The sequence below is a fragment of the Algoriphagus marinus genome (assembly GCF_001936475.1).
In the GTDB taxonomy this organism is placed as follows: domain Bacteria; phylum Bacteroidota; class Bacteroidia; order Cytophagales; family Cyclobacteriaceae; genus Algoriphagus; species Algoriphagus marinus.
This window is the reverse complement of record NZ_MSPQ01000014.1, coordinates 36,861-53,328: the sequence shown is the minus strand read 5'-3', so window position 1 is coordinate 53,328 and position 16,468 is coordinate 36,861. Positions and strand designations below refer to the sequence as shown.

Annotated in this window: 11 protein-coding genes; 2 read left to right on the top strand and 9 right to left on the bottom strand. The window is 40.0% G+C overall.

The annotated features are described in order from the left end of the window. Positions 1-7: 7 nt before the first annotated feature. From BVC88_RS18365 to BVC88_RS18335, 7 genes are all read right to left on the bottom strand, one after another. Positions 8-1,048: a serine hydrolase domain-containing protein gene (locus BVC88_RS18365; protein WP_075352271.1), complete on the bottom strand. Its 1,041-nt coding sequence runs from the start codon at positions 1,046-1,048 to the stop codon at positions 8-10. 30 nt (positions 1,049-1,078) lie between these two features. Continuing rightward, a complete protein-coding gene (locus BVC88_RS18360; protein ID WP_175574448.1) occupies positions 1,079-1,483 on the bottom strand; it encodes a type II toxin-antitoxin system VapC family toxin in 405 nt (134 codons plus the stop codon). Between the two features lies 1 nt (position 1,484). Further along, complete coding sequence (locus tag BVC88_RS18355; RefSeq protein WP_075352189.1) at positions 1,485-1,751, bottom strand: DUF6364 family protein; 267 nt, start codon at positions 1,749-1,751, stop codon at positions 1,485-1,487. 221 nt (positions 1,752-1,972) lie between these two features. Further along, entirely contained in the window at positions 1,973-4,492 is a 2,520-nt protein-coding gene (gene priA / locus BVC88_RS18350; RefSeq protein ID WP_075352188.1) for a replication restart helicase PriA, read from the bottom strand. 5 nt (positions 4,493-4,497) lie between these two features. Further along, positions 4,498-6,525, bottom strand: coding sequence for a thioredoxin domain-containing protein (locus BVC88_RS18345; RefSeq protein ID WP_075352187.1), 2,028 nt, complete (start codon positions 6,523-6,525; stop codon positions 4,498-4,500). Positions 6,526-6,578: 53 nt separating this feature from the next. Continuing rightward, positions 6,579-7,565 (bottom strand): GSCFA domain-containing protein, encoded by a 987-nt coding sequence (locus BVC88_RS18340; RefSeq protein ID WP_075352186.1) that lies wholly within the window; start codon positions 7,563-7,565, stop codon positions 6,579-6,581. A 47-nt stretch (positions 7,566-7,612) separates the two neighbouring features. Then, positions 7,613-8,368, bottom strand: coding sequence for a hypothetical protein (locus tag BVC88_RS18335; RefSeq protein ID WP_075352185.1), 756 nt, complete (start codon positions 8,366-8,368; stop codon positions 7,613-7,615). A 725-nt stretch (positions 8,369-9,093) separates the two neighbouring features. Here BVC88_RS18335 and BVC88_RS18330 point away from each other — a divergent pair. After that, positions 9,094-12,228: a SusC/RagA family TonB-linked outer membrane protein gene (locus BVC88_RS18330; protein WP_075352184.1), complete on the top strand. Its 3,135-nt coding sequence runs from the start codon at positions 9,094-9,096 to the stop codon at positions 12,226-12,228. 12 nt (positions 12,229-12,240) lie between these two features. After that, positions 12,241-13,731 carry a RagB/SusD family nutrient uptake outer membrane protein gene (locus BVC88_RS18325; RefSeq protein ID WP_075352183.1) on the top strand — a complete coding sequence of 497 codons (1,491 nt, stop codon included), beginning with the start codon at positions 12,241-12,243 and terminating at the stop codon, positions 13,729-13,731. Between the two features lie 223 nt (positions 13,732-13,954). On the opposite strand, the gene gloA2 is transcribed toward BVC88_RS18325, so the two are convergent. Together gloA2 and BVC88_RS18310 are read right to left on the bottom strand one after the other, a co-directional pair. Further along, on the bottom strand, positions 13,955-14,344 hold the full coding sequence (gene gloA2, locus BVC88_RS18315) for an SMU1112c/YaeR family gloxylase I-like metalloprotein (RefSeq protein ID WP_075352181.1): 390 nt from the start codon (positions 14,342-14,344) through the stop codon (positions 13,955-13,957). Next, positions 14,344-16,413, bottom strand: a complete 2,070-nt coding sequence (locus BVC88_RS18310; RefSeq protein ID WP_075352180.1) for a S9 family peptidase — start codon at positions 16,411-16,413, stop codon at positions 14,344-14,346. Before BVC88_RS18310 ends, gloA2 begins: the two co-directional genes overlap by 1 nt. Positions 16,414-16,468 lie beyond the last annotated feature (55 nt).

Here is a 16,468-nt window from a genome sequence, read left to right as displayed (position 1 = left end):
TTGGTAGTCAGGAGCTTTTTTTCCTTCTAATTATTTTCAAGATCCGGCTGTTAAAGATTTCTGCCAGGTTCCACTCATATCCATTAAAGTTGGTCGTATTATTAAATTGAATAACTATCGTATCTATGTCTTTGTGGTATTTTGCAATGCTTTGATAGCCAGGAAGTAGACCAGTATGTTCATATTCGTAAATAGAGGAATAGATTTCCTGTTCGCCCTCGTTGAATACCGATCCATCATTTAATGCCCTCAAGAATATACCCACATCTTCTGCTGTTGCGAGCATTAAACCGGTATTTTCTGTCTTGAAATCCTTCTCAATGCCTACATAATACCCGCTCATTACCTCGTCTATATTTACTTCATCGAGCGAACCGTAGGTGTTGTTCAACCCAAGTGGAATCAATATTTCTTCCTTAATATATTGCTGATGGGGATAACCCAGCACCTTATCTATAAGGTCAGAGATCAGCATGTAATTCGTGTTTGAATAGCCATAATTTTCTCCGGGTTCAAAATCAGCTGGTAAATCCAAGGCGTAGTCAAGTGTCTCTTGTTTGTTTTTTGGAGGATTTATCCAATAGTCAGGGTGATCCACAAAATTCGGGATCCCACTTCGATGTTGTACCATCATTTTCAGTGTGATTTTTTCCGCATTTTCGATTCTTCCTACAAGCTCTGGAAAGTAATCAGCAAGTGTTTTATCTAACGAAAGGCGCCCTTGTTTAACTAGTTTTGTGGTGGCTACAGCGACGTATAGTTTGGTGATACTCGCTATCTTGAATAAGGCTTGTGGGTAGGCAGGGATTTTGTTTTTTCGATCATGCCAGCCTGCAGCATAAAACTCTGCGGGCTTCCCACCTTGGTCCACATATACAATCATCCCATCAAATCCTTGGTCTATAGCCTCATCCAATTGTTCTTGAATGGTATCAGGGAGAGGCAAAATCCAAGCCTTCACCAAAGGCCAGGGCACAAAGTAAAGTGAGCTTATGCTTGCAAGAATAAAGACTATTCTAACTAATTTTTTTAGTTGTTCCTTTTTCATGCTTTTTAAGTCCATGCTAATACTTTCAAACTACTTTATTTTAATCCAATCCGCTAAATCCACTGGAGAAAGAATGGGGAGGTAAGGTTTGCTAAGCTTCAAAAAATTTTTGTCTGAGGTGAGGATGGCGTCCATGTGATTTTCAAGGGCTATTTGATAAAATATTGCATCCTCGATATCTGGAAGATTCATTTTTAATGCATTAAATACATGTGTTTTTTTTCCTTCCAAAAATTCAAAATTTGGAATTAGTGTTTCTAAAACCTCTTTTGTCTTTTGATACTTCAGGTATTTCAGTAAAAAGTAAGAAGTCGTTTGAACAATCCCCGTTGTAATGAAAGGGACTATTTTACCTGCTTCAATTTGATCTAATATAAAAAGGTTTGCTTCTGGATTCTCCATCTTTTTGATTGCGAGTTCCAGGACTATGTTCACATCAAAAAAGATTTTCAACGCCGTATTTTTTTGCCTTTGCTTTATAATATTCTTCTTTCCAATCGTAATCTTCCGGAAATTTTACCTTTGGAAGGGATTGCATGTATTCGACCAAGGACATTCCTCCAGGTATTTTTGCCTTTGGCTTAGTCAACGCCTCAAAATGCTCTTCTACCAAAGCCGAAAGGCTAGTTCCGTGCTCCTCAGCGTATTTTTTGATCTTTTCTAGCAGTTGTTCTTCGACGGTAATATTTAGACGCTTTTTCATTTTATGCGCATGTTAAAGAATTGATGCGTATAAGTTACGGATTTGATTTCAAAAAAGTTAAGGAACGAGAGGGGAATTGGGGAGTAAGTCGTTTTAGGAGCTTTATCAGGACACTTATCATTTAATTAGTCTATCCAATTAAGCCTGATTTGAAAAGCCAAACACCTTTTTACTAAAGTCTTCTATCTAAATCTTCTATCTAAAATCTCATATCCTAAATCTCAAGACGGGTCCACATCTACAATAAAACGTACGGATCTGAATTCAGGCCTGGAGTTTAGCTCTTCAAAAATCACGGAAAGTTGCTGTTTAAAAACAGCTTGGGAGTTGCCGGATTTATCCAGTTTGATCAAACTTTCAAATTGATATTGATTTTTTATTCGAGCAATGATTCCTTTTTCAGGACCCAAAACGATTTTTTTCACCGCGATCTCTGACATTCCATGGTGTAGATGAAGCGCTGCTTTTTCGGCGATTTTGAAGTCAGTATGTCTTGTGGTGATCTTGATGAGCTTGACATAGGGAGGATAGTAAAAGTTTTTTCGATCCATCATTTCCTGTCGGAAAAACTCTTTGTAATCTCCTTTGATTACCTGCTCGTAAAGATGGGTTTCGGGATTACGGGTTTGGATGATCACCTGCCCTTGTTTCTCTCTTCTTCCTGCTCGGCCAGCGACTTGGGTGATTTGTTGATAGGCTCTTTCTCCGGCTCGGAAATCCGGGAAATTCAAAATCCGATCTCCATCCCATATTCCTACTACTGTCACTCTTCCAAAATCCAAGCCTTTGGTAATCATTTGCGTGCCTACCAGAATGTCCAGATTTCCAGCGCCAAACTCATCCAAAAGACGCTGGTAGCCATATTTATTCCGAGTCGTATCCAGGTCCATTCTTCCCATCCTTGCTTCTGGGAAAAGTAGACCCAACGTTTCTTCTATTCGTTCTGTTCCCATTCCCATTGTAGTGAGTTGGGTGCTTCCGCAGGCAGGGCAGGAGCTAGGTACTTTCTCCTTGTAGCCGCAATAATGACATCGGAGTTCCTCTGAATATTGATGGTAGGTAAGACTGACATCACATTGTACGCACTGACCTGTCCAACCGCAATCTTCGCACTGTATATAGGGTGAGTAGCCTCGGCGATTCTGGAAAATCAGTACTTGTTCTTGATTATCCAAAGCTTCCTGAATCCGTTCCCGCATCATTCGTGTCGAGTCTAGTTTTAGGAGGTTTTTCCGCTTATCCGCTGCCAAGTCTGCTAGATGATAGTTTGGCATACTGGCATCCCCAAAGCGGTGTGATAATTCTACGTAGCCATATTTTCCCTGCTGGGCATTGAAAAATGATTCAAATGAAGGTGTGGCTGAACCCAAAAGTGTTTTAGCCTGATGAAAATAGGCAAGCATAATAGCTGCATCTCTGGCCTGAAATCTCGGAGCCGGATCAAATTGCTTGAAGCTGGACTCATGCTCTTCATCAATGATAATCAGCCCTAAGCTATCGAAGGGAAGAAAAATGGATGATCTGACTCCGACCACAAATGAAAACCGCCCACTCAGTACTCCATTCCAAACCTCGACACGTTCATTGTCCGAATACTTGGAATGGTAAACTCCCATTTGACTGCCAAAAACTTTTTTTAATCGGCTGACGATTTGGGTGGTCAAAGCAATCTCAGGTAAAAGTAAAAGCACCTGAGAACCACTTCCCAATACTTCTTGAATCAGCTGAATATAGATTTCAGTTTTTCCAGATCCGGTCACTCCATGCAAAAGTACTGTCTGCTTTTCTTCAAATTGAGACTTTAAGTCAGTGAATGCAGCTTCTTGGGAAGATGAAAGTTTGGCGGCTTCTTTTTCTGGCTCCTCTTCAGCAATTCGATTGACTACCACTTTGAAGGATTCGAAAATCCCATTTTTGATGAGTGTTTTCAAAGAAGATTCAGAATCGCCCTCTTCCAAAATAGTCGTCTTGTCTACGCCTTTTTCATTTAGGTGAAGTTTTTGGAATACCGGTACATCCCGGAGATATTTCATCAGGATTGATTCCTGTTTTGGCTTCGAAGCGAGGATAGTAAATACTTCTTCCAGCGCAGTTTTGCTTTCAGCAATTTCCTTCACAAGCCGAATTCTTGTCTCGACTTTAGGCGTGTATTTTTCTTGTACCTTTTCAAATATCAAGATGGCCTCTTTGGTTACCAGACTTTTTAGAATCGGGTGAATCGTTTTCACCCCAAGTACTTTTTCGCAGTCTTCGTAGCTGAGTTCTGCGGAGGCTTCGAGTGCTTCTAAGATTTTCTCTTCCCGTTCATCCAGCGGATACTTGCTGGTTTCCCGATCAAAATTAGGATTAAGCTGAACTTTACTCTCGCTACTGAGCCTCAAGCCTGAGGGTAGCGCCGCATGCATTACTTCACCAATATGACAGCAGTAATATTCTGCCATCCAAACCCAAAACCGAATCTGAAGTGGGTTTACACTGGGTTGAACATCTAAAACTTCTAATATTGGCTTGGCTTCGTAAGCCTGAGGAGCCTTGTTGTGTACTTTTCCGATGATCCCTGTCAGTACTTTTTTCTTCCCAAACTGTACAATCACCCGAGAACCAAGATTGATCTCCGATTTTAAGGATTTGGGAATTTTATAAGTAAACATCCTTGGGATCGGCACCGGCAAGATGATGTCAGCGAAATTATTTCCGCTTTCGGCAGGGTATAAATCTTGATCTCCAAAAAGGCTTTCCAATGGTTTTAGGCTAAATAAGGAAGTTGTGAAATTGCATCTTCGATGCTGCTAACCGGTCTCCGGCAGGCATGATCGAAGCAAACATAAATTAAGGCATTTCCATCTGAATCTGCTGTTTTCCCAGAAAGTATCGGGGCAGTTTCTGTCAATTCTTCCGAATATGCGATTACAGAATTTGGAACATAGCTTTTTTGAAATTCTAAAGCTTTCGCTTCGGCTCCTTTTCCGACAATGGCTATTTCTGCAGTTGGGATTAGCATTTCCAGAAACAGTGATCCCCAATTGGAAAGGAATCCGGGATCTTTTAAAATAAGATCTTTCATCCCGCCAAGCATTTTGGAGGAGATTTCCTGAAACTTGCTTTCATAAGTAACTAGTGAAAGGCGATGGAGATTTCTGGCCATTACTGAGTTGGAAGCAGGGATGACGTTGTCGAATAATTCCTTTTTGTTAGCAATAAGTTTTTCTGCTTTTGGATTATTGAAAAAGAAGAAACCATCTGATTCATCGTAAAACTCTTTTATGCAGAATTCTGTAAGTTGCTGTGCAAAATTTAGCCAGTGAGAATCCCCACTTGCTTCAAAGGCCATCAAACTTGCTCTTATTACATTAGCATAGTCCTCCAGAAAACCTGGAGTATAAGCTTCTCCATTTTTATAGGATCGATGCAAAACGCCATCGAGATAAAGCTTTTCTTCCAAAAACTTCAGATTATTCAAAGCTAAGTCGAGCATTCGTTTTTCACCAGTAGCAAAAAAGGCCTGAATTAATCCAGCAGACATGAGTCCGTTCCAACCGCTGAGAATTTTATCGTCTTTACCAGGGAAAATCCGAAGATTTCGAACTTCAATCAGTTTGCCTTTTACCTTATTCAGTTTATCGATAAGTTCAGTTTCTGAGTATCCAAATTCCAAAGCGATTTCAGAATAGGGTTTGGTCTGGAATAGAATATTGACGCCATCTTCCCAGTTTCCTTCAGATTTGAGGTTATAAAGTTTACTCAGCCAAGGCATTTCATCTGGAAGGATGTCGGCGAGCTCTCGATAAGTCCAAGTGTAAAATTTCCCTTCGACGCCTTCCGAATCCGCGTCCTGAGCCGAATGAAACCCTCCCTCTTCCTGAAGCATTTCTGATTCCAGCCAGGCAATGGTTTCATTTACTTTTTCCAGAAAGAATTTATCGCCGCTGGTTTGATAAGCTTTTGCATAGAGTTCCAGCAATTGACCATTATCGTAAAGCATCTTTTCGAAATGAGGGGCAAACCATTCGCCATCTACGGAATATCTTGCAAAACCACCCCGGATTTGATCGTAGATTCCACCCATTCCGATTTTCCAGAGCGTAAAAAAGACTTTTTCCTGAAGGGCTTTATTTCGTGAAAGCAGACTATAATCCAACGCAAAAGACCAGATTGCCGGCATCGGGAATTTTGGAATTCGATTCATTCCTCCCCATTCCGGATCAAATTGTGCGCTGAGCTTCGCCATCACCTCGGCAAGTTCATCGGGATCTAATTCTTGATCTCCGGCAGTAATTCCATATTTCTCGGTCTCTTTTTTATTCAGGGAGTTTCCAAATCCTTCAGCACTTTCTGCCAGTTGATCTTCATGCTTTGCAAAGGCATCTGCAATGTTTGCGAGCAAATTTTTCCATTGCGCATTTGGGAAATAGGTCCCGCCGTAAAATGGTTTTTGATTGGGCATCAGAAATACATTCAGTGGCCAACCACCTTGTAATCCCATCGCTTGAACAGCATCCATGTATATATTATCGATATCCGGACGCTCTTCACGGTCTATTTTGATACAGACAAAACTCTCATTCATCAGGTCCGCGGTGATTTCATCTTCGAAGCTTTCGCGCTCCATTACATGGCACCAATGGCAAGCGGAATAGCCTATTGAAACTAGAATTGGTTTATTTTCCACTTCAGCTTTTCGTAGCGCTTCAGGTCCCCAAGGGTACCAATCCACGGGATTGTGTGCGTGCTGGAGAAGGTATGGGCTTTTGGAAGAAATGAGTCGGTTGGACATGGATGATTGGAATATTATAAGATTGGAAGATTGAAAAATTTCATCAAATGGAATTATTCCTTAGCTCGGGATTCAAAGTTGGTTTTTATTTGAGCTATTTCATTTGAAAAATCGAATTCGGAGTTCAATCGTTCCAGTTTTTGAATAAGTTTTTCAAGGAATTTATGATGGGAATCACTTGTGGGGTTCAGTGGCCGATGAGCAAGTTCTAAATTCACTTTTCGGATTTCTTCCGTTTTGATAATTGTTTCTGAATCAAAATGAGAGGTTTGCCACTTTTGCCAAATGTAGTTTTCTGCTTCTTCACTCGGATGAATCAGATCCGATTTATAGAATCGGTAATCTCGCAATTCATCCATCATGATCTCATAGGCTGGGAAATAGTTGACTGATGCGATACGTTTTTCTAGATTAGCACAAAGAACTCTAAGGAGACTTTTACTAAGCTGATTTTCTGAAATCCCATCTTTGATATGCCGTACAGGGCTGACTGTAAGGATAACTTTGAGATCGGGGTAGCGTCTGGAAAAATTATCAAAAAGGAGTAAAAGCTTTGATTCCATTTCTTCCAGAGTCAATAATCTCTTCTGAAATAGTTCTCCCGGCTGCTTGTGGCAGTTTGCTACAGTTCCAAAATCTTCCAAATCATAAACCCAAGCGCTGCCTAAAGTCAAAATCAGGTGAGTTCCTTGTTCTAAATAGGCTTTTGTCTCTTCACGTTTTGCTTGGAGTTTTTCAAATAACTCTGTTTTGGTTTTACCCCAAAGGTCTGAATGGGCATAATAGTGAAAGTAAAGGCCATCCCGCTCACAGATGAGCGAATCTTCAAAGTGGTCTTCAAAAAGGGCTGCTTCCAGTAAAATTCCCAATGATAAGGGATTGAAGATGGTTCCGAAAGGATTGACCAAACAATCAAATTTGGCAGCTATCATTTTTTGACCAATCGTCTGTGCAAAGCAAGAACCCACGCTCAGAATTTTACTTTGATGGCTGATTGGAAAAGGATAAGTGGGGATTCGGAAATCGATAGACCATTTCATTCCCGAAAATAAGGATTGAATAGGGAAATTGCTGTCTTGCCCAACTACTAATTATCCGAATTCTCCTTTTGTACTTCTTCCCAAAGTCTTCTGGTGATCAGATCTCCGTAACCATAAATGGGGTGGCGCCGCTGAAATTCCCTGAATATATATTTGAATTCATCGGTTTCTAATTTTTCAGCAATGGCCTTTAACTCAGCTTTTGGTTTACCCGGATAATCTCCCTTTGGCATGGATTCTTCCCAAGCCTGAACCGCAGGTGTCAAAAAAGGAAGTTCTGTTTCCAAAGTCCAGGCAAGACGCTTCGCTTCCTCTGGTTTTTTCTTTTGGAATAAAATCCAGAGTCGGCTCAGAATACTTCTTTCATTTTTGCTTAATAACCGTGGATTCCGATAGGCTTCCAAGAGTTCATCTTCATTTAAGTCAGCAAATCCATTCTCCAAGGTCATTTCCGGTAAAACCAATGCTATTTCTCCTTCATGGTCATCCAGAAGGAAAATGGAGTACCAAAGATTCACCTGACAAAAAAGATCAGCTTCAAACCAGCAATAAATACGATCCGAATCTGAGCAGGTCATGATTTTTTCAAGTTCTTCTGAGACATGTGGGATGTAAGGTTTCTCTTGAGCACCAGGATAAGTTTTTGCTAAATATTCACTTCTTCCGAGGATCAATCCCTCAAAGGAGTCGAAATCAACAGGGCCATCTACAAGACATTCCCTAAAAATTATTTTTTCACCGGGAATTGAGCTGGGGAATTTAGCGAAAAGGGCATCACCGTTTAAAATATGCGTGTTTTTCATTGGGTTTTCTTTTTTTGATTCGACAGACTTTAATTTAAAAGAATAAATTTATTAAAAGTCTGATTTGCCTTAGTTTTCTACTTTTTGTTTGAAGCGAGATTTATTTCTTGAATTATCCTTCTGAGAATACTCCATTCGAAACCAATTATTTAACTGTATTATTACTGCATGTTTCGGAGCATAAGTTGGTTTTAAGTTCGGCCATGGAATGATTATTAGCTGAAATTTCAGACGGTATTACATGTTTTTTTGAAATGAAATAAAAATGCTATAGTAGTTAGAATTACAAAATAAAATGTTGATTAATATTATTTATATGTTTAAAAAAGCAAGTTTTTTGTATCTAAAAAGAAATATAATACTGACATTATTATTGGTTAATTGGTTAATAAAAGGGATTAGTGGGTGCTAATATTGTGTTTTTAGGGCTTTTATTTGTCTTACAATTATTAACAAGTATTCTAATAAAGAGTGTTTATATAGAATCAATTATTAGTTCGGTTTCAGGCAAAATTCGATTTTGTTCGATTTAGAACATTTTTTATACGCTTAATCCAATTAAATGGCTTTTATCCCATTTAAATTATTTTTTAAAAATTTTTAACAAAAAAGAATTCAAATCAACTTTAAATACTAATATTGAAATTCCAAATATTTTTATTTGGTGAAGTCTGCTATTTCAGGAGACTTTATTTATCAATTCATTTATTAAACCAACAAAATTTATGAGAAAAGCCTTACTAAGCTTGCTCTTGGGATTTATGGTAACTGCCGCTTCGTTTGCACAAACTCGAACGATTACCGGTAGAATCACATCTCCTGACGAGCCAGAGGGACTCATCGGAGTCAACGTATTGGTAAAAGGTACCACAACAGGTGTGGTGACAGACTTGGACGGAAATTATACGCTTCAAGTCCCACAGGGAGCCACTGCTTTATTGTTTAGCTACATAGGCTACTTGAGCAAAGAGGAAGTTATCGGCAATCGATCAGTGATCGATGTAGTTCTTTCTCCAGATACTCAAAACCTAGAAGAGGTTATCATTACAGCTTATGGTACTGCAGATAAAGGAAACTTTACAGGTGCTGCAATTGCGATTAAATCTGATCAAATCGCAAATCGTCCAATCAACAACGTAGCTAATGCCCTTGAAGGACAGGCTGCTGGTGTGATCACAACTTCTGCAAGCGGTCAGCCGGGTTCTACTCCTGCGGTTCGTATCAGAGGTATTGGTTCGGTAAACTCATCAAGTGCTCCTCTATATGTAGTGGATGGAGTTCCTTATGATGCAGCTATTGGAAACTTGAATCCAGATGATATCGAGGATATCACTGTATTAAAAGATGCTTCTTCTGCCGCACTTTATGGATCAAGAGCTGCAAATGGTGTAATCATGATCACCACAAAGAAAGGAAGAAAAAATAAGCCTACGTTCAATCTGAAAATCCAGCAAGGAACTGCTTCAAGAGCACTTCCTGAGTATGATCGAGTGAATGCAGAGCAGTATTACCCATTGACTTGGGAATCTCTTCGTAACGGTCAATTGACTCAAGGAATTGAGCCTTCAGTTGCTAACCAATATGCAAGCACTAACTTGATTCCTACTTTGGGATATAATGTGTACAATGTGCCTAACAATCAGGTAGTAGGTACTGACGGTCTATTGAATTCAAATGCTGTTAATAATTTCGTAGGAACAGATTGGTTCGACGAATTACAACGTACTGGAAATAGATCAGAGTACAATCTTACTTATTCAGGTGCTGATGGAAATACAGATTACTATGCTTCTTTCGGTTATCTAGACGAAAAAGGATTTATCCTTAATTCAGACTTTGAAAGATTCGCAGGTCGATTGAATATGAATACATCACCGACCAAATGGTTAAAAACCGGAATCAACCTTTCTGCTACAATGTCCGAAGGAAATAATGCGAGAGATGGTGGTTCAAACAGCTTTGTGAACCCATTCTTTACTGCAAGATCTGTAGGTCCTATCTATCCGGTATTTGCTCAAAATATGCAAACAGGTGGGTTTATTTTGGATGAGTTTGGAAATAAAATCTACGATACTGGTGATTTGGTAAGCTTAGGTCTTCCATTTAGAGGAGCTGGATCTTTCCCTGGACGTCACGTGGTACAGGAGACTATTCTGAATGTTGATTCTTTTGACAGAGATGTAATTTCTGGAAGAGCATATGCTGAAGTATCTTTCTTGAAGAATTTCACTTTAAGAACCAATATTTCTCAGGACATGACTTCGCTATTGAATCTTGGCTATGATAACACAATCGTAGGTGATGGTGCTCCAGCTGGACGTACTCGAAGAGAAAATATCAGAATCAATAGTACAACTTTTAACCAGATTCTGTCTTATGCAAATACAATCAACGAAAAGCATTTTATTGATGCGTTAGTTGCCCATGAGAATTACAGCTACACTGCTACACGTCAATTTATCTCTAAGCAAGATCAGATTCTTGCTGGAAATATTGAGCCGGACAACTTTGTGACTATCAATACTGCTTCTGGTCGTACAGATTTAGACAGAATTGAGTCTTACTTCTCAAGATTCAACTATGTATATGATGATAAGTACTCCTTGTCAGCATCAATCCGTACGGATGGTTCCTCAAGATTCTTCAAAGATGTAAGATGGGGTACTTTCTGGTCAGTAGGTGCAGCATGGAATATCGACAAAGAGAATTTCTTTAGTTCTGATTTCTTTGACATGTTGAAGTTGAGAGCTTCTTACGGTCAAGTTGGTAATAATAACGTCGGTAGTTTCTATCCTTGGCAAGCACTTTATGATCTTGGTTTCAACAATGCATCGGAGCCAGGAATTCTTCAAGCTAGCTTAGCAGCACAGGATTTGGTTTGGGAGTCAAACAATACCTATGATATCGGATTAGACTTTGCTTTTGGTAAAAGATTCTCTGGATCATTGGAGTATTTCTACAGAGAGTCTCAAAACCTATTGTTCAATGTTCCACTTTCTTTAACAACTGGGTTAGAAGATAGAATACAAAACATTGGAACGATGTCAAACAATGGTATTGAATTCAGCATCCAAGGAGAAGTAATTCGTACTAATGACTTTACTTGGACTTCCAGCTTAAACGTCTCTACATTTAGCAATGAGTTCAAGAAGCTTCCTTTCGAAGAGCAGATCGTTGGAACCAAAAAATTCGTAGTAGGCAGATCAATCTATGACTTCTGGTTGAGAGACTGGGTAGGGGTAGATTCTGAGACCGGTGAAGGTCTATACAGAGCTGAAGAATATGATGCTGATGATGCTTCTACCAAAATTGTAGGATCTGACACTTTGACTACCAACTTCCAGAATGCAAGATTCCACTTTGCTGGACAGTCTATTCCGGATTTCTTCGGTGGATGGAGTAACAGCTTCAGCTACAAAGGATTTACTTTGAGCGCACTAGTTTCATTCTCAGTAGGTGGTGATTTCTATGATGGAATCTACGCTGGATTAATGTCAGCTGATCCTGATGGGGGTGCTTTACACACAGACATTTTGAATAGATGGCAAAAGCCAGGTGATATCACAAGTGTTCCAAAAATGGATAATGTGGCATCTAATCAAACAAACGTCGCTTCCGACAGATGGCTTACTGATGGCTCTTGGTTGAACTTTAGATCAATTAATTTGAGCTATAATTTCTCAAGAGAAATGCTTCAGAAAATGAGACTAAGAGGAGCTTCTGTTTACCTAGCGGGTGAAAATTTAGGCTGGTTGTCTTCAAGAAAAGGAATGTTTGTTTCTGAAAGTTTCGGAGGAACTTCATCTAACACATTTACACCTGCACGTACGTTCACTTTGGGTATAAATGTCAACTTCTAATCTGAACCAATTATGAAAAAGATATTAAATAAAATAGCAATACTGGCTCTAGTGATGAGCTTTGGTTGCGCAGACGATTACCTGGACACGGTGCCTACAGATGCAGTATCCGAATCTTTGGTTTTCACCACAACTCAAAATGCATTTTCTGCATTGAATGGTATCCACCGTTCGATGTTTATCAGATACGATAGCCAGGGTCAGCCTGGAGAAGGTGGCGTGATGATCATGAGAGAAGTCTTGGCAGAAGACGTAGTAATGACTGGTAGAGCAAATAACTGGTTTGTAACTACTTCACAATGGTTGACACACCGAAATGAAAATGCTGGAGACGTTCGTTTTGTTTGGAGATTTTATTACAAAATAATCGGAAACGCGAACTTGATCATTGCTAACATTGATAATGCAGTGGGACCTCAAGCGGAAAAAGATGAGATCAAAGGTCAGGCATTAGCTTACAGAGCTTGGGCTCATTTCAACTTGGTTCAGCTATTTGCTGAGCGATACAATGCGGGTGGAAATAACAGCCAATTGGGTGTTCCGATCGTATTAGAGCCAATCACTGAAGGTGGTGCAAGAAATACCGTAGAGGAAGTTTATGCTCAAGTAAATACTGACATTGATGCTGCGATTGCACTTCTTGATGTAAACAGAAATGCAAAGTCTCATATCAATATCAATGTAGCTAAGGGGATCAAAGCTAGAGTTGCATTGACTCAAGGTAATTGGGCTGCTGCAGCATCTCTTGCAAAAGAGGCTCGCGATGGATTTGAATTGATGAGCGCTAGTCAACTTTATGAGGGTTTTAACAATGTGTCTAATCCGGAGTGGATTTGGGGAAGTCAGCAAATTGATGATCAGCAGACTTTCTTCGCATCCTTCTTTGCTTACATGTCGTTGAACTTCAGTTCTACCAATATTAGAGGTAATCCTAAAGCAATCAATAGATTGCTTTATGACAAAATCTCTGATACAGATGCAAGAAAAGGTCTTTGGGATCCAAATGCTGCAAATGCTGCTCTTAGAGATCCTTTTATTGACGAGGTTACTTTGAGCAATTTTGCAAAGAGAAATTATATGAATCGTAAATTCGTTGCATCAGGTAATGCTTCTTCAGTAGGAGATGTACCTTACATGAGAGCTTCAGAAATGTACGTTATTGAGGCAGAAGCCTTAGCTCGTGCTAATAATTTCACAGCAGCGGCTGACGTTTTGTTTGAGTTTGCTTCACAAAGAGATCCTGAGTATGTTCTTTCTACCAATACTGGTGATGCTTTGATCGAAGAGATCATGACTCAAAGAAGAATCGAACTTTGGGGTGAAGGCTTTAGATTCTACGATTTGAAGAGACTTAATCTTCCTATGGATAGAAATGGTGCCAATCACGTTGATGCTGTTGTAAATGGAAAGTATGATGAGCCTGCTGGTTCAATCAACTGGCAATGGCAAATCCCGATTTCTGAGCTTAATGCGAATGAAAACATGGTTCAAAACCCATCTTAATTCATTCAAAATAGCTGGTAAAATTGAAAGCCTGAGGAATTTTCCTCGGGCTTTCTTATTTAATAATGGAGATTATTTTTCTAAATTTTTAACTCAGATTTTTTTCGATAAATGGATTAACCTTTTAGAGAATGAGGTCAAAACTGATTTTGGGCATCTCCTATTTCTTGTCTTCTAGCTTGAAGAGCAAAGAGAATAAGCTTACTGGCATTATTTCAGTTAATCATATTTCATAAAACTCAATCGGGAGATCATCAGGATCTGCGATGAAAGTAAACCGCTTTCCGGTAGTATCATCTACTCGAATTGGCTCTACTATTACATCTTTGGAATTAAGGAAAGAAACGCAGTAATTCAAATCTTCTACCGAAAATGCCAAATGCCTCAAACCAGCAGCTTCAGGTCTGGAGACTCGCTGGGGTGGATTAGGAAAGGAAAAAAGTTCAATTAGATATTTCCCGTTCAATGCCAAATCAAGCTTGTAAGAATCACGCTCTTCCCGAAAAACTTCCTGGATTATTTCCAATCCGAGAATATCTGTATAGAATTTTTTCGACCGTTCGTAGTCCGAACAGATAATTGCAATATGATGGAGGTCCTGTAGCTTCAGCATTAATTCATCAGATGTTTTTTAAGGAAATCTGCTGTAGCCTGATCTACACGAACCATATTTTCCCATTTCATCCAGTGATGGGTATCTCCAGGGATTAGTATGGATTCGTATGGTTTTTTGAGTTCCTCAAATCTCCGGATCAAATCTGCTGTTTGGCTTACATTGACATTACGATCATCGTCTGAATGGATAAACAAAACCGGCGACGTCCAAGTAGCTAAATCCGAAATGGGAGAGGAATCCCAAGCGACTTTCTTCGCTTTTTCATAGTCAGGGGCTACCTCATACGTTTCAGGCAAGTCATATCTTCCATCCAAATCATGCACTCCATGAATATCCACTCCGACTTTAAATAAATCTGAATCTCTGGCCAAAGCAAGTGCCGTCAGAAATCCACCATAACTTCCTCCGTATATCCCGATTTTTTCACCATCTACCTGAGCTAGATTGGCGAGATATTCTCCTCCCGCCTTGATGTCCTGATACTCCACCGCTCCTTGGTAATAGCCGTTTGCAGGTCTGTGAAACTCATAGCCATAGCCTATCCCTAATCGGTAGTTGACTGATAAGACTACGAAACCTAATTCTGCTAAATACTGATTGATGGCATAAGTATTTGAATAATAATCCATATAACTCCAGCCCAAAAGCATCTGGCGCTGTGGGCCACCATGAGCGAAGATCACTCCTGGTTTTTTCGAAGCTCCTCCTTCTTTTTCAAATAACTGACCATACACGGTGGTCCCATCGGGCGCCTTAAAGCTTACTTGCTTTGGAGTCACCAAACTATTTTGTGGAAAATCAGCAGGAATTATATCCTCTTGCAAGAGTTTGGAAGTAGTCCCATCCTTTATGGCGATTAAATGGGATCGCTGAGGCGTGGCGCTAAAAAAGGCCATTTTACCGGAATTTCCAATCCAAACCGGGTAAGCCTCTATTCCAGTCCCGGAGGTTTCCCAAGTTAATTTGTTGCTGGCAAGATCAACAGAACCGATATGCCTTCGATCCAGATCTTCGGGTGTTTCACCGGTATTTGCAGAAAAAATCAAACTTTGTCCATCTGCACTCAATTTAATTTGTTCCACCATGAAATCGCCCGGGGTAAGCAGAGTTGATTTTTGATCTGAAACAGAAAGTGAATACAAGTGCTGCCAGCCATCTTCATAGGATTGATAGACGATTTTGTCATTAGTGGCAAAAGCGAAAAAGGGATTGGGATAGGATCCTCGAAGTGTCTCCGGGGCTTTCCAAAGTTTTTTACCTTTTCCAGATGCTGCATCAGCAACCCAGATTTCCCAAGGGTTGTGACGAGGTTCCAAAAGTGGGAATGCTGCACCTTTTCCTCCCAATGTGCGAATAAATGCAATAGATCTTCCATCAGGCGACCATTGAGGATTGGCATCTCGGTGAAATGAAGGCTCAATCCATCGGATAGGAGTGTTGGTGTCTTGATAAATCCCCATAATTGAATGGCTTCCCCGGTTTACTGTGAAGGCTAATTGTTTTCCATCGGGAGAAAATTGCATTCCGTTTACTGAGCCTTTCACTTCAAATAACTGCTTAGGCTTTTCAGTGCTATTTAAATCCGTTTCCCAGATTTGTCCACCTTTCAAAAAGATCAATCGTGCAGGAAATCCAAATTGAGGGTAATCGGCCTCTATTACCGGAAGTAAAAGCCTGGTCGATAAATTCATTTTCCAGATTTCTACTTTTGGGAGTTCAAGTAGATTTTCCGCGTTTACAGTCGAGGATGCATTTCCGCCTCCATGATCGCCCCCTCTGACGAAAACTAACCAGTTTCCATCTGGGCTAAACTGTAAACTGCTGATTTCCTGCCCATCATCCTTGATAAATGGAGTTAGTTTTTTAGGCTGAAAGTCAGGTGCTTCTGCCAGATAGATATTCCGTTTTCCTTGTTCGTTCATTACCCAAGCAATTTTTTCGCCCGTTTGGGAAGAAGTCAACTCAGAAGGAAAGCTGAATTTGGCTACTTGCTCCATCGTAAAGGACTGTGCGAAAAGTCCGATCGGAAGCAGTAAAATGAATAGAAGTGAAAGAGTTCGTTTCATATGATTATGATTTGATTTTTAAAGGTCATATCTGCATGCCTGCCGGCAGAATCTC

Bases quoted from the DNA above. Each gene is read 5' to 3' on its own strand.
- BVC88_RS18365 (WP_075352271.1), bottom strand. From the start codon at position 1,048: ATGAAAAAGGAACAACTAAAAAAATTAGTTAGAATAGTCTTTATTCTT.
- BVC88_RS18355 (WP_075352189.1), bottom strand. From the start codon at position 1,751: ATGAAAAAGCGTCTAAATATTACCGTCGAAGAACAACTGCTAGAAAAG.
- BVC88_RS18345 (WP_075352187.1), bottom strand. From the start codon at position 6,525: ATGTCCAACCGACTCATTTCTTCCAAAAGCCCATACCTTCTCCAGCAC.
- BVC88_RS18340 (WP_075352186.1), bottom strand. From the start codon at position 7,565: ATGAAATGGTCTATCGATTTCCGAATCCCCACTTATCCTTTTCCAATC.
- BVC88_RS18335 (WP_075352185.1), bottom strand. From the start codon at position 8,368: ATGAAAAACACGCATATTTTAAACGGTGATGCCCTTTTCGCTAAATTC.
- BVC88_RS18330 (WP_075352184.1), top strand. From the start codon at position 9,094: ATGAGAAAAGCCTTACTAAGCTTGCTCTTGGGATTTATGGTAACTGCC.
- BVC88_RS18325 (WP_075352183.1), top strand. From the start codon at position 12,241: ATGAAAAAGATATTAAATAAAATAGCAATACTGGCTCTAGTGATGAGC.
- gloA2 (WP_075352181.1), bottom strand. From the start codon at position 14,344: ATGCTGAAGCTACAGGACCTCCATCATATTGCAATTATCTGTTCGGAC.
- BVC88_RS18310 (WP_075352180.1), bottom strand. From the start codon at position 16,413: ATGAAACGAACTCTTTCACTTCTATTCATTTTACTGCTTCCGATCGGA.